Genomic DNA, 12,731 nt, shown 5'->3' with positions numbered 1-12,731 from the left:
CGTGCCAGTGGGGGTGTCGTCCCACCGTCGTCATCCCGAGCATAGCGCAGCGGAGACCCGGGATCCATCCAGCGGAAGCGTAGGAAAAGCGGAACGCTCGATCGACATGGATCCCTGCTTTCGCAGGGATGACGGCGAGGGTGGGGCTAAAAGGCGATATCTCCGTAGAGGTCGAGCCAGTTCGGATTGGCGCGTTCGATCAGCTCGATCTTCCAGCTCCGCTTCCAGAGCTTCATCTGCTTTTCGCGACGGATGGCCGATTCCATCGTGTCGTGAACCTCGTAGTAGACCAAGGTCTTGATCGAATAGCGGCTCGTGAAGCCGCCAAGGAAGCCTTCCCGATGCTGCCAGACCCGCTGCGGCAGATTGCTCGTCACGCCGATATACAGCGTTCCGTTGCGGGCGCTGGCCAGGATGTACACGCAAGGCGTCATCCACCCAAAATTGCACGATCCACCCTCGCCGTCATCCCTGCGAAAGCAGGGATCCATGGCCGGGTTCACTCACTCGCGGGACTTCGGCTGAATGGATCCCTGGTCTCCGCCCGGAATGACGGCGAGGGTGGGGATAGGTCCAGCCTCGTGCATTCCTGCCCCGCAAACGAAAAAGGGCGCCACAGCGGGCGCCCTTGAAATCGTGCCGGAAAACCCGAAACCTACTCGACCGCCGCCGGGTTGTTGGCCTCGGCGTTGGCCTCGTGGACCTTCAGTTCCTCGAGGCGCGGCATCGAGACGATGTTGTAGCCGGAATCGACGAAGTGGACGTCGCCGGTGACGCCGGCGCCGAGCTCGGACAGGAGATAGAGGGCCGAGCCGCCGATCTCCTCGAGCGAGACGGTGCGGCGGAGCGGCGAGTTCTTCTTCTGGTAGTTGTACATGATGCGGGCATCGGCGACGCCGGAGCCGGCGAGGGTGCGGACCGGGCCGGCCGAGATCGCGTTGACGCGGATGTTGTCGCAGCCGAAATCCATGGCGAGATAGCGCACCGAGGATTCGAGCGCCGCCTTGGCGACGCCCATGACATTGTAGTTCGGCATGACGCGGGTCGAGCCGCCATAGGTCAGCGTCAGGATCGAGCCGCCATCCGGCATCAGCGCCGCGGCACGCTTGGCGATCTCCGTGAAGGAGAAGCAGGAGATCACCATCGTCTTCACGAAATTGTCGCGCGTCGTGTCGGCGTAGCGGCCCTTCAGCTCGTTCTTGTCGGAGAAGCCGATAGCATGGACGATGAAGTCGATCTTGCCCCATTCGGCCTTCAGCGCCGCGAAGACGCTGTCGACCGAGGCGAGATCCTCGACGTCGCAGGGGAGCAGCAGCTTGGCGCCGACGGCGTCGGCCAGCGGCTTGACGCGGCGGCCGAAGGCATCGCCCTGATAGGTGAAGGCGAGTTCGGCGCCGTGGGCCGCCAGCGTCCGGGCAATGCCCCAGGCGATCGAATGATCGTTGGCGACACCCATGATGAGACCGCGTTTGCCGCTCATCAGGTTGCTGGTTGCTGCCGTCATTCGATCGTCCTTGTTCTTGTTGTGGCTCAGGCGACGTAGCGCTGGAAGACCAGCGAGGCGTTGGTGCCGCCGAAGCCAAATGAGTTGGAGAGTACGGTGTCGATCTTCGCGTCATCGATGCGCTTGCGCACGATCGGCATGTCGGCGAAGGCCGGATCCAGTTCTTCGATATGGGCCGATTCGACGATGAAGCGGTTGTTCATCATCAAGAGGCTGTAGATCGCTTCCTGCACGCCGGTGGCGCCCAGCGAATGGCCGGTCAGCGCCTTGGTGGCGGAGATCGGCGGGCACTTGTCGCCCGAGCCGAACACTGTGCGGATCGCCTCGATTTCCGGGGCGTCGCCGGCCGGCGTCGAGGTGGCATGCGGGTTGATGTAGTCGATTGGGCCGTTCACGGTCGACAGCGCCTGGCGCATGCAGCGGATGGCGCCCTCGCCCGACGGCGCGACCATGTCGTAGCCGTCCGAGGTGGCGCCGTAGCCGACGACCTCGCCATAGATGCGGGCGCCGCGCGCCTTGGCATGCTCGAGCTCCTCGAGCACCAGCACGCCGGCGCCGCCGGCGATGACGAAGCCGTCGCGGTTCTTGTCATAGGGGCGCGAGGCGACGGCCGGGCGGTCGTTGTACTTGGACGACATCGCGCCCATGGCGTCGAACAGCACGGAGAGCGTCCAGTCGAGCTCCTCGCAGCCGCCGGCGAACATCACGTCCTGCTTGCCGTACTGGATCATCTCATAGGCGTTGCCGATGCAATGATTGGACGTCGCGCAGGCGGACGAGATCGAATAGTTGACGCCCTTGATCTTGAACCAGGTGGCGAGCGTGGCCGACGCGGTCGACGACATCGCCTTCGGCACGGCGAACGGGCCGACGCGCTTCGGGCCCTTGGAGCGGGTGATGTCGGCCGCCTCGACGATGGCGCGGGTCGACGGGCCGCCGGAGCCCATGATGATGCCGGTGCGCTCGTTCGAGACCTCGTTTTCCTCGAGGCCCGCGTCGCGGATCGCCTGCTCCATCGCGACATGGTTCCAGGCGGTGCCGCCGCCGTGGAAGCGCATGGCGCGGCGGTCGACGACCTCGGCCGGATCCAGCGTCGGCATGCCCTGCACCTGGCAGCGGAATCCGAGCTCGGCGAAGTCCTTGGCGGCGGTGATGCCACTCTTGGCTTCGTGCAGGCTCGCCAGCACTTCCTGGGTGTTGTTGCCGATGGAGGAGACGATACCCGTCCCGGTCACTACGACCCGCTTCATCGCTCGGTGTCCTTCCTGAATTCTATCGTTCGGTCATGACCGACCGGCCCGCACGGGCCGGCCCCGCCATCAACCGACGGCAGGTGTCGCCTCGCCCTGGAAGAGGCCGACGCGGAGGTCCTTGGCGCGGTAGATGGTGACGCCATCCGCCTTCAACCAGCCGTCAGCGATGCCGAGCACCAGCTTCGAGCGGAGAACGCGCTTCAGATCGACGCCGTATTCGACCTTCTTCACGGTCGGAACGACCATGCCGGAGAACTTGATCTCGCCGGTCGAGAGGGCGCGGCCGCGGCCGGGCGAACCGCTCCAGCCGAGGAAGAAGCCCAGCATCTGCCACATGGCGTCGAGGCCCAGGCAGCCCGGCATCACCGGATCGCCCTTGAAGTGGCACTGGAAGAACCAGAGGTCGGGATTGACGTCGAGCTCGGCGCGGATGTGGCCCTTGCCGTATTCGCCGCCTTCCTCGCTGATCGAGGTGATGCGATCGAACATCAACATGGGCGGCAGCGGCAATTGCGCATTGCCTTCGCCGAACAATTCTCCCCGCCCGCAGGCGAGCAGAGCCTCATAGTCGAAGCTCGACGGGCGATCTGCCATGCCGTCACTCTACCTCTGTTCGGCCCGCAACCTCGAAAATCCGGGCGCGCGCACTATCCTCTCGACGCAGGCGGCATTCAGCCTCCCGCGCTTTTCGTGGCCTTCCTAACATAGCCGCCTCGTGATCGAAAGCCCGGTGGATTTCAGGCGAGTTCCTAGCATCTGGTCCTGCTAGGATGGCCGCAGGCGCATCGCGCGCCGCATGGAGACAGGCATGAATCGCATCCCCGCCCTTACTGCGCTGGCTATCCTTGTCGGGCTCGCGGCGATTCCGGCCGGCGCGCGCGACCTGTTCCAGCAGCCGAGCCTGTTCGATCAGCCGAAGCTGTTCGAGGTGCCGATCCCGAAGATCCAGACGCCGGGGGCGCCCGAGGTGCCCGGCCTCACCGCCAACCAGTGCCGCTCGCTCGCCGGCAACTGCCCGACCGGCCGGCTCGAGCGCATCGGCACGACCTGCTTCTGCAACACGGCGCGGGGCGGCAGGAGCCACGGCACGACGGAAACCCGCCCGCAGGGGACGTTTGGTCCGTGAGTTTTTTGGGCGAACGGACGAACGCCTGAGGCGGTCGCTCAACAGGCGAGCCCGATTTCCTGAGCGATCCGAGTTGCCTCTTGCCTCTCGCCTCTAGGGAGACCTTTGCACAGCACCGAATGGTCGCCGTGTGGTCCACGGCCGATGGGCAGGGCACCGTCGCCCCGGCGGAGGCCGGGGCCCATGAACACCGGCCAGGAAAGCTTGGCTCAGCCTATCGGCCACAGGCCGGAGTGTATGGATCCCGGCCTACGCCGGGATGACGGCGTAGGGTGGCACGGCCCGATCAGCGCGATGAAGATGGTGTTGCGCGAAGCATTCTTCAGGGAGAGGCGAAGAAAGGTTCTCGATCGAAGCGGATGCCGGCTCGCGCAAGAAAACGGGACGGGGCAAATAGCTAAGAGTTCGCGCCGAGAATCGCCGGCAGCAGGCCGGGGAAGCGGGCTTCGAGATCGTCGTAGCGGACGGAGATGATCCGCTTGGCGCCGTCGATGCGGGCGCGGGTGACGCCGGCCTCGCGCAGCCGGGCGTAGTGGTAGGTCATGTTGGTCTTGGACAGGCCGGAAAGCGCCGAGGTGGCGCCGCAGCTGTCTTCGCCGACCTTCATGAGATGTTGAACCACGTCGCGCCGGATCGGGTCGCTCAGCGCCTCCAGCACGGCGGAGAGGTCGATCTGCTCGGTCAGCGGGTGAAAGAGATCCTTGGCCATGGCCGACACATAGAGGTGGCGCGCAGACAGTTCAAGTATTATTGAACATTGCTTGACGCGCCCGTTTGCACCGCCATATTGTCCAACAGTTTTTGAACTCTTGGACAAAATCACCATGCTTCGCTCCCTGATCTGGCTGGCGCTCGGTACCTTCGCCATCGGTACCGAGGGCTTCATGATCGCCGGCATCCTGCCGATGATCGCCGACGACCTGCAGGTGTCGGTCGCCGCCGCCGGCCATCTCGTCACCTGCTTCGCGCTCGTCTACGCGGTCGCCGCCCCCCTGCTGGCGGTGGCGACAGCGAACTGGCCGCGCAAGACGCTGCTCGCCGCCGCCATCACCGCCTTCGGCCTCGCCAACATCGTCGCCGGCCTGGCGCCGGACTATCTCTGGCTGATGGTGTCGCGCGTGCTGCTGGCGCTCTCGGCCGCCGCCTTCGTGCCGTCGGCCTCGGGCACGGCGGCGACCATGGTCGCGCCGGAAAAGCGCGGCCGCGCCATTTCGATCATCTATACGGGCATGACGGTGTCGATCATCGTCGGCGTGCCGATCGGCACCCTCGTCGCCGAGCATTTCGGCTGGCGCTCCACCTTCCTCGGCGTCGCGGGCCTGGCGGCGATCGCCCTTCTCGGCATCCTCGTCGCCCTGCCGCGCGTCGCAGCGCCCGCCAGCGTCTCGCTCGCCACCCGGCTCGAGATGGTCCGCCGCCCCGATACGCTGATCGTGCTGGCGCTGACCTTCCTGACGCTCGGCGGCATCTTCGCCATCAACACCTATTTCGGCGCCCTGATGACCAGCGTCTTCGGCGCGACGCCGGAAATGGTCGCCGGCGCGCTGTTCCTGGCCGGCATCGGCGGCGCCGCCGGCAATCTGATCGGCGGCTATGCGGCCGATCGCTGGAACGCCAGGCGTTTTCTCACCGCCGTGCTGGCGACGCTGACGATCAACTACGCGGCGCTGTCGCTGGTCGCGGTCTACGCGCCGGACCGGCACGGCCTCGTCGTCGCCTATGTCATCGCCGCCGTCTGGGGCCTCGCCGGCTGGTCGTTCCCGGCCGTGCAGCAGGTGCGCCTCGTCCGCCTGGCGCCGTCGCTCGCCGCGGTGTCGCTGTCGCTGAACTCGTCGGCGCTCTATTTCGGCACGGCGGCGGGCGCCGCGATCGGCGCGATCGCGATCGACTACATCTCGATCACGGCGATCGGCTGGACCGCCGCCCTGTTCGAGCTGGCGGCGCTCGTCCTGCTGCTCGCGACCATGAAGTCGACGGTGACGAAGCCGGTCGCCCGCGTGGCCGTCGAGCGGGCCTGATCAGCCCCGCTCGGGATAGAGCCCGACCAGACCGGCGCGGCTCGCCTCGGCGACGCCGCGCTCGGTGACCAGGCCGGTGATCAGCCGCGCCGGCGTCACGTCGAAGGCGGGGTTGCCCGCCTTGGTGCCCTTCGGCGCCAGCCTTACCTTGACGATCGAGCCGTCGCCGGCGATGCCCGAGATGTGGGTCACCTCATCGCCGGCGCGCTCCTCGATCTCGATGCCGGAAAGGCCGTCCTCGATGCGCCAGTCGACCGTCGAGCCGGGCAGCACGACATAGAAGGGCACGTGATTGTCCTTGGCGGCGAGCGCCTTCAGATAGGTGCCGATCTTGTTGCAGGCGTCGCCCGAGGCGGTGACACGGTCGGCGCCGACGAGGCAGATGTCGACCTGGCCGTGCTGCATCAGATGACCGCCGGCGTTGTCGACGACAAGCGTATGCGGCACGCCATGCGAGCCGAGTTCCCACGTCGTCAGGCTGGCGCCCTGGTTGCGCGGCCGGGTCTCGTCGACCCACACATGGACGGGAATGCCGTCGTCATGCGCGCTGTAGATCGCGCCGAGCGCCGTGCCCCAATCGACGCAGGCGATCCAGCCGGTATTGCAATGGGTGAGCACATTGACCGGACGCGAGCGGCCGTTCGCCTCAAAAATCTCGCGAATGAGCCCCGCGCCATGCGCGGCGATCGTGCCGTTGGTCGCGATATCCTCGGCATGCAGCCGATCGGCCGTGACATAGGCGGCGACGGCGCGATCGTCCGGCGCCAGCGGCCGCACCTCGTTACGCAAAATCTCCAGCGCCCAGCGCAGATTGACGGCGGTCGGACGCGCCGCGAGCAGCGCGTCGAAGGCGGCATCGAGATTGGCGTCCGACGGATTGTCGCGCAGCGCCATCGCATAACCATAGGCGCCCGTGACGCCGATCAGCGGCGCGCCGCGCACCACCATCCGCTTGATCGCGTCGATCGCATCGGCGACGGTTGAAAGCCGCAGCGTCTGAAAACGATGCGGCAACAGCGTCTGGTCGATGACGGTGACCGTCGTCTCGGAGGGATCGCGCCAGATCGAGCGATAGGCGACGCCGTCGACTTTCATCAGATGCTCCACACTAATGAGGATGACCGCCTTCACGTAATCGAGTAGAGGCGGAAGTGCCACAACCATCAGGGCCTGATCGATGTCGACCCCGCCAATCCGCGCCGTACTGACCGATATCGAGGGGACGACCTCGTCGATCTCCTTCGTCAAGGACGTGCTGTTTCCCTATGCCCGCGCCCGCCTCGCCGGCTTCGTCACCGAGCACGCGGCCGATCCGGCCGTCGCCGGCGCGCTTGCCGAAGCGCGCACCCTCGCCGGCCAGCCCGAGCTCGATCAGGAGGGCACGATCGCGCTGCTCACCGGCTGGATCGACGAGGACCGCAAGGCGAAGCCGCTCAAATTCCTGCAGGGCATGATCTGGGAGGACGGCTACCGCCAGGGCGTCCTGAAGGGTGACATCTACCCCGACGCCGTCGCCGGGCTGACGCGCTGGAAGGATTCGGGCCTGTCGCTCTTCGTCTATTCCTCCGGCTCGGTGCTGGCGCAGAAGCTGATCTTCGGCTTCACCCATTCGGGCGATCTGACGCCGCTGTTCTCCGGCTATTTCGACACCGCGATCGGCTCGAAGCTAGAGGCGTCGTCCTACACGGCAATCGCCAGCGAGATCGGCCTCGCGCCGGAAGAAATCCTGTTCCTCTCCGACAATACGCGGGAACTCGACGCGGCGCGCGAGGCCGGCATGAAGACGATCGGTCTCGACCGGGGCGAGGTCGTCATCCCGCCCGACACGACGCACGCGATCGTCAAAACCTTCGACGCCATCGACGCGAAGACCGGCACGGTCCGCTGATTTCGGGTGGTAGAGCAAGGCCCTCACCCAACCCTCTCCCGCAAGCGGGCGAGGGCTTTTCGGCCGGCGCGGGCGTTGGCCATGAGCTTGTTCTTGCTCTCGCAAGACAAGGCGCGTTGCGCCCCCTCTCCCGCGTGCGGGAGAGGACTGGGGTGAGGGTCTGACTGACCGGCGTTGCCAATCCTGCCTCCGCCGCCACCCCACCGTCGCCGTCATCCCGGGCTTGACCCGGGATCCATGCAGCCGAGGCGTCGGGAGGTTTTCCGGTGATGGCTCCGGCTGGATGGATCCCTGCTTTCGCAGGGATTACGGAGGTTTGGGACGGACGCTTACGGGCGTTCTGACGGGAAGGCGCAGGCGCGCCGGGCGTCCCTGGCGGAAAGTGCTGGGAAGCCTGCCTCCGCCGCCATCCCACCCTCGCCGTCATCCCGGGCTTGACCCGGGATCCATGCAGCCGAAGCGTCGGGAGGTTTTCCGGCCAAGGCTTCGGCTGAATGGATCCCCGCCTTCGCGGGGATGACGGAGGCTTGGGGCGGACGCCTGCGGGCGTTCGAACGGGAAGGCGCAGGCGCCGGGCGCCCTTAGAGACGACGCCGCCCTACCGCAGCGTCTCGTCAAAAAACTCCAGCAGGCGCTTCCAGTGGCGCTCGGCGCCCTTCGGGTCGTAGACGCCGTGGTCGCTGACGGCCCAGCCGTGTTCCATGCCGACATAGTTCTCGATCGTGTGGTCGACGCCAGCCTCGCGTAGCGCCACGGCGAGCCGCGCCGATTGCTCCGGCGGGAAGCTGCGGTCAACGCCGGCGACGCCGACATAGACGCGGCCCTCGATCGAGCCGGCCTTGGTGTGCGGGCTATCGGGCGCGTCGCTGGCGAGATTGCCGCCATGGAAGCTCGCCGCCGCCGCGATTCTTTCCGGATAGGTCGCCGCCGCCGTCAACGCGCGGCCGCCGCCGAAGCAATAGCCGACCGCGCCGATCCGGCCGGTGGCGCCGGCCGCAACGAGCGCCTCGAGGAAGGCGCCGCTGTCGGACGCCGTCATCGCCTGCGACGTCCCCTGCAAGAGCGCCATCAGCTGCGCCCGCGTCGTCTCGTTGCTGAAGGCGGTGGCGTCGAACGGCCCATAGGGCGCGGCGCGATAGAACAGATCCGGGACGAGGACGAAATAGCCGGCATCGGCGAGGCGCTCCGCCATGCCGTAGAGCGCCGGGCGGGGGCCGAAGGCATCCATGTAGAGGATGACGCCCGAAGTCGTGGCGTTCGGCCCGGCCGGGACGAACAGGGCAGCGCCGGCAACGCCGTCGGCGGTCTGGATCTCGACGTTCTGTTTCATCGCAAATCGTCCGTGAGGGGGAAAGCTGCCGGAGGGCAACGCCCCGAAGATAAGGCCGCCTAAGCTAATCTCAATCGCCGTCGCGGCCGAAATTGCGGACCAGCACGGCGGCGAGGATGATCGCGCCGGTCAAGAGATCCTGCAGGAAGCTCGGCACGCCGAGGATGGTGAGGCCGTTGGAGACGACGGCGATGATCGCGGCGCCGACCAGCGTGCCGGGCACGCTCGGCTCGCCCTCGCGAAACGCCGTCATGCCGAGGAAGACGGCGGCATAGGCCTGCAGCAGATAGCCGCCGCCGCCGGTCGGATGGGCGCTGCCGAGCCGCGCTGTCAAAAGCAGGCCGGCGAGGCCGGCAAGTGCCGCGCAAAGCGCGAAGGCGACGACCATGTCGCGCCGGACCGGCAGGCCGACAAGCCGCGCCGCCTCGCGGTTTCCGCCGATCGCATAGAGCCGGCGGCCGAATTCGGTCTGGTCGAGCAGCAGCCAGAAGACGATGGCGACGCCGATCAGCCAGAGCGTCGGCACCGGAAAGCCGGCGAGCGAGCCGCGGCCGAGATCGCGAAACCCCGCCGGAATGCCGGAAAAGAGCGTCGCGCCGTTCGAGACCCAGAAGGTCAGGCCGCCGATCACCGTGCCGAAGGCGAGCGTGGCGATGAAACTCGGCACCCGGTAGCGGGCGACGAGGAAGCCGGAGGTGGCGCCCATGGCGACGGCCGAGACGAGGACCGTGATCATCACCACCGGCACGGCGATTCCGGCGGCGAACAAGGCGGCGGCGGCGATACCGGCCCAGGAGACGACGGCGGAGACGGACAAGTCGAACTCGCCCAACACCATCACCAGCGTCGCGCCGATCGCGACGATGGCGAGCAGCGCCATCTGCTGGGTGATGTTGACGAGGTTCGACATCGTGCCGAAGGCCTGCGGCGAGGCGATGGCGAAGACGAGGATGATCAGCGCCAGCGCCAGAAGCGTGCCGTAACGGCGAAGAAGGGTCATGCGGAGCGTTCCGAGGGCGGCATCTGCTCGTCCGGAGCATGGCCGAAGGCGGCGGCGACGACGGCCGCGCGGGTGAGCGAAGGGCCTTCGAGCTCGGCGACCAGGCGGCCGGCATGGAGCACGAGGACCCGGGTGGAAAGCGCGAGCAGTTCCTCGATGTCGCTGGTCGCCATCAACACGGCGGCGCCGTCCGAAGCGATGCGGCGCATCTCGGCATGGATCTCGCCCTTGGCGCCGACATCGACGCCGCGCGTCGGCTCGTCGACCAGGAGGGCGCGGATCGGGCGGCCGAGCCAGCGACCGAACAGGAGTTTCTGCTGGTTGCCGCCGGAGAGCGTCGCCGGCGAGCGATCGGGGCCGGCGGCGACGAGACGGAGGCGGGCGCCGGTGGCGCGGGCGAAGGCTCGGATCTTGCCCCGCGAGGGCGCCGGCAGGCTGGACAGGGCGCGGAAATCGGAAAGGTGAGCCAGCGAAAGATTTTGCTCGATCGAGAGCGAATTGGCGAGGCCCTCGCGGCGGCGGTCCTCCGGCACATAGGCAACGCCCGCGGCGATGCGGCCGGCCGGCCCATGCCTCGGCACCTGGCCGTTGATGGCGATCAGCCCGCGCCCCGGCGTCGCGCCCCAGAGCGTCTTCAGGAGCGACGACCGCCCGGAGCCGACGAGGCCATAGAGCCCGACGATCTCGCCCGCCCGCGCCGAAAAGGCGAAGCGGCTGCCGGCGGGACCGAAGGCGAGATCGGCGGCGAGCACGGGTTTCACCGCATGCGGCGTTCCGCCCTCAACATCCTGAGGAGGCCCGGAGGGCCGTCTCGAAGGACGCAGGACGGGAGTGCCGGAAAGGTCTTGCTGCAAGTCGGCCGTGCGTCCTTCGAGACGGCTTTCTGCGAAAGCCTCCTCAGGATGTTGAGGAAGGTTGGCCTGCGGGAAGGAAGGTGAAGCGCCCGCGTCCCTTCCCGCGCCGCCCGACATCCGCGCCACCAGGCCGGCGCGGTCGATGTCGGCGATCGCGCCCGTGCCGACCGTGCGGCCGTTGCGCAGGACGGTGTAGCGGTCGCAGAGGTCGAGGACTTCGTCGAGGCGGTGCGAGATGAAGAGGACGGCGCAGCCCTCGGCGGCGAGCTGGCGCACGATCTCGTGCAGCCGCTCGGCCTCGCCCTCGGACAGGCTTGAGGTCGGCTCGTCCATGACGACGAGGCGGGCAGGATCCATCAGCGCGCGGACGATCTCCGCCATCTGGCGCTGGCCCGGCGTCAGCCGCGCGGCGGGCTTGTCGAGCGGCAAATCGGGCGCGATCCGCGCCGCCACCTCGGCGACCTTCGCCCGCATGGCGCGGCCATCGATGAACGGGCCGCGACGCGGATGGCGGCGGCCGATCCAGGCATTGCCGACGGCGTCGAAATGCGGGACGAGGTTCAGTTCCTGATGAATGAAGCGCAGACCGAGCGCCTCCGCCGCGCGCGGGCCGTCGATCGTGATCGGCGCGCCGTCGAGGCGGATCGCGCCCGCGTCGGGCTGGTAGAGGCCGGAAAGCGTCTTGATCAGGGTCGACTTGCCGGCGCCGTTCTCGCCGACAAGCGCGTGCACCGATCCCGCTTCGAGAACGAGATCGGCGCCATCGAGGGCTTTCGTCGCGCCGAAATGCTTGACGAGGCCGTCCAGCGCGAGGAAAGGCGGAGACTTCACGGGCAGGTGACGCCCAGCGTCTCCGGGGTGATCAGCTTGGCCGGGGCATAGAGCTCGGCCTTCTCCGGCGTCTTGCCGGCGAGGATCTGCGTCAGCCCCTCGGCAGCGAGGCTCGCCATGGCGTCAAAGTCCTGGCTGACGGTGCCCTTGATGTTCGAGCATGCCTTGATCAGCTCGATCGCCTGCGGGTTGCCGTCGATGCCGGCGATGATGATCTTCGAATCCGGCTGTTCGGCCTCGATCGCCAGCTGCGCGCCGATCGCCGGCTCGTCCCAGGCGGCCCAGACCGCGTCGATCTGGTCGCCCTGGCTCTTCAGCCAGTTCTCGGTGGTCTTGCGGGCGTCGTCGATCGGGCCCGGCACGACGACATAGTGGTCGGCGATGACCTTGATATCGGGATGCTTCTTCAGCGCCTCGTCCAGCGCCAGCTCGCGCTGATGCACGCCCGGATGGGCGGAATAGAAGAACTTGACGATGTTGCCCTTGCCGCCGAGCTTGTCGAACAGGAAGTCGGACAGCTTGGTGCCGAGTTCGAAATTGTCGGACGTGACGTTGAGCACGACGCCCGGCGCCTTGGCGCCGTCGATGGTGACGACCGGAATGCCGGCGGCGGCGGCGGCGTTGACCTGGTCCTGGATCTGGGTCGGATCGACGCTGACGAGCACGATCGCCGCGACCTTGGCGGCGACGACGTCCTCGATGCGGCTGGCGAGCTGGCCCATGTCGCCGCGCGTGTCGACGACGGTCGCGTTCCAGCCGGCCGCCTTGGCCTTGTCCTGGAACACGTTGATCATCTGGTTGGTGGCGACCGAGCTCTGATACGGCGTCAGCACCGCGACGTCGGCGGCCATGGCAGCAACCGTCGAGGCCATCAGCCCCGCAACGGCCAGTCCGAGAATTCCAACCCGCATTTTTGTTCTCCCCCTT

The 12,731-nt window shown here is 67.4% G+C and carries 13 protein-coding genes; 3 read left to right on the top strand and 10 right to left on the bottom strand.

Annotated features, from left to right (window positions below; genetic code table 11):
• Window positions 1-146: 146 nt before the first annotated feature.
• The 4 genes from K32_RS23030 to fabA form a co-directional block, all read right to left on the bottom strand.
• On the bottom strand, window positions 147-422 hold the full coding sequence (locus K32_RS23030; RefSeq protein WP_371812797.1) for a GIY-YIG nuclease family protein: 276 nt from the start codon (window positions 420-422) through the stop codon (window positions 147-149).
• Between the two features lie 233 nt (window positions 423-655).
• Window positions 656-1,504, bottom strand: coding sequence for an enoyl-ACP reductase FabI (fabI, locus tag K32_RS23025; RefSeq protein ID WP_201401722.1), 849 nt, complete (start codon window positions 1,502-1,504; stop codon window positions 656-658).
• 26 nt (window positions 1,505-1,530) lie between these two features.
• Complete coding sequence (gene fabB, locus K32_RS23020) at window positions 1,531-2,754, bottom strand: beta-ketoacyl-ACP synthase I (RefSeq protein ID WP_201401721.1); 1,224 nt, start codon at window positions 2,752-2,754, stop codon at window positions 1,531-1,533.
• A gap of 69 nt (window positions 2,755-2,823) precedes the next feature.
• A complete protein-coding gene (fabA, locus tag K32_RS23015) occupies window positions 2,824-3,351 on the bottom strand; it encodes a 3-hydroxyacyl-[acyl-carrier-protein] dehydratase FabA (RefSeq protein WP_201401720.1) in 528 nt (175 codons plus the stop codon).
• A gap of 214 nt (window positions 3,352-3,565) precedes the next feature.
• Between fabA and K32_RS23010 the strand changes: the two genes are divergently transcribed.
• Window positions 3,566-3,883 carry a hypothetical protein gene (locus tag K32_RS23010; protein WP_201401719.1) on the top strand — a complete coding sequence of 106 codons (318 nt, stop codon included), beginning with the start codon at window positions 3,566-3,568 and terminating at the stop codon, window positions 3,881-3,883.
• 397 nt (window positions 3,884-4,280) lie between these two features.
• Here the strand turns inward: K32_RS23010 and K32_RS23005 are convergent, their stop codons facing one another.
• Window positions 4,281-4,709 carry a helix-turn-helix transcriptional regulator gene (locus tag K32_RS23005; protein WP_201401718.1) on the bottom strand — a complete coding sequence of 143 codons (429 nt, stop codon included), beginning with the start codon at window positions 4,707-4,709 and terminating at the stop codon, window positions 4,281-4,283.
• Between K32_RS23005 and K32_RS23000 the strand changes: the two genes are divergently transcribed.
• Window positions 4,708-5,901, top strand: a complete 1,194-nt coding sequence (locus tag K32_RS23000; RefSeq protein ID WP_201401717.1) for an MFS transporter — start codon at window positions 4,708-4,710, stop codon at window positions 5,899-5,901. The genes K32_RS23005 and K32_RS23000 overlap by 2 nt on opposite strands.
• On the opposite strand, the gene mtnA is transcribed toward K32_RS23000, so the two are convergent.
• Complete coding sequence (gene mtnA, locus K32_RS22995) at window positions 5,902-6,996, bottom strand: S-methyl-5-thioribose-1-phosphate isomerase (RefSeq protein WP_201401716.1); 1,095 nt, start codon at window positions 6,994-6,996, stop codon at window positions 5,902-5,904.
• 82 nt (window positions 6,997-7,078) lie between these two features.
• Here mtnA and mtnC point away from each other — a divergent pair, with 82 nt between their 5' ends.
• Window positions 7,079-7,789, top strand: a complete 711-nt coding sequence (mtnC, locus tag K32_RS22990; RefSeq protein WP_201401715.1) for an acireductone synthase — start codon at window positions 7,079-7,081, stop codon at window positions 7,787-7,789.
• A gap of 598 nt (window positions 7,790-8,387) precedes the next feature.
• Here the strand turns inward: mtnC and K32_RS22985 are convergent.
• The 4 genes from K32_RS22985 to K32_RS22970 all read right to left on the bottom strand — a co-directional run bounded on the left by K32_RS22985 (window position 8,388) and on the right by K32_RS22970 (window position 12,715).
• On the bottom strand, window positions 8,388-9,119 hold the full coding sequence (locus tag K32_RS22985; protein ID WP_201401714.1) for a dienelactone hydrolase family protein: 732 nt from the start codon (window positions 9,117-9,119) through the stop codon (window positions 8,388-8,390).
• A gap of 70 nt (window positions 9,120-9,189) precedes the next feature.
• A complete protein-coding gene (locus K32_RS22980) occupies window positions 9,190-10,119 on the bottom strand; it encodes an ABC transporter permease (RefSeq protein WP_201401713.1) in 930 nt (309 codons plus the stop codon).
• Window positions 10,116-11,804 (bottom strand): sugar ABC transporter ATP-binding protein, encoded by a 1,689-nt coding sequence (locus K32_RS22975; protein ID WP_201401712.1) that lies wholly within the window; start codon window positions 11,802-11,804, stop codon window positions 10,116-10,118. Before K32_RS22975 ends, K32_RS22980 begins: the two co-directional genes overlap by 4 nt.
• The gene (locus K32_RS22970) at window positions 11,801-12,715 is read right to left on the bottom strand and encodes a sugar ABC transporter substrate-binding protein (protein ID WP_244669705.1); all 915 of its coding nucleotides are present in this window, start codon (window positions 12,713-12,715) and stop codon (window positions 11,801-11,803) included. The genes K32_RS22975 and K32_RS22970 overlap by 4 nt, the downstream gene beginning before the upstream one ends.
• Between the last annotated feature and the right edge of the window lie 16 nt (window positions 12,716-12,731).

Origin of the sequence: Kaistia sp. 32K, assembly GCF_016629525.1 — a bacterium.
GTDB lineage: Bacteria > Pseudomonadota > Alphaproteobacteria > Rhizobiales > Kaistiaceae > Kaistia.
The sequence above is the reverse complement of the archived record's forward strand: the minus strand, read 5'-3'. Positions and strand labels throughout refer to the sequence as shown.

What these genes read in the sequence shown, in the direction of transcription:
- K32_RS22970 (WP_244669705.1), bottom strand. Translation starts at nt 12,715, where the DNA reads ATGCGGGTTGGAATTCTCGGACTGGCCGTTGCGGGGCTGATGGCCTCG.
- K32_RS23005 (WP_201401718.1), bottom strand. Translation starts at nt 4,709, where the DNA reads ATGGTGATTTTGTCCAAGAGTTCAAAAACTGTTGGACAATATGGCGGT.
- K32_RS23000 (WP_201401717.1), top strand. Translation starts at nt 4,708, where the DNA reads ATGCTTCGCTCCCTGATCTGGCTGGCGCTCGGTACCTTCGCCATCGGT.
- K32_RS22980 (WP_201401713.1), bottom strand. Translation starts at nt 10,119, where the DNA reads ATGACCCTTCTTCGCCGTTACGGCACGCTTCTGGCGCTGGCGCTGATC.
- fabB (WP_201401721.1), bottom strand. Translation starts at nt 2,754, where the DNA reads ATGAAGCGGGTCGTAGTGACCGGGACGGGTATCGTCTCCTCCATCGGC.
- mtnA (WP_201401716.1), bottom strand. Translation starts at nt 6,996, where the DNA reads ATGAAAGTCGACGGCGTCGCCTATCGCTCGATCTGGCGCGATCCCTCC.
- K32_RS23010 (WP_201401719.1), top strand. Translation starts at nt 3,566, where the DNA reads ATGAATCGCATCCCCGCCCTTACTGCGCTGGCTATCCTTGTCGGGCTC.
- mtnC (WP_201401715.1), top strand. Translation starts at nt 7,079, where the DNA reads ATGTCGACCCCGCCAATCCGCGCCGTACTGACCGATATCGAGGGGACG.
- fabI (WP_201401722.1), bottom strand. Translation starts at nt 1,504, where the DNA reads ATGACGGCAGCAACCAGCAACCTGATGAGCGGCAAACGCGGTCTCATC.
- K32_RS22985 (WP_201401714.1), bottom strand. Translation starts at nt 9,119, where the DNA reads ATGAAACAGAACGTCGAGATCCAGACCGCCGACGGCGTTGCCGGCGCT.
- fabA (WP_201401720.1), bottom strand. Translation starts at nt 3,351, where the DNA reads ATGGCAGATCGCCCGTCGAGCTTCGACTATGAGGCTCTGCTCGCCTGC.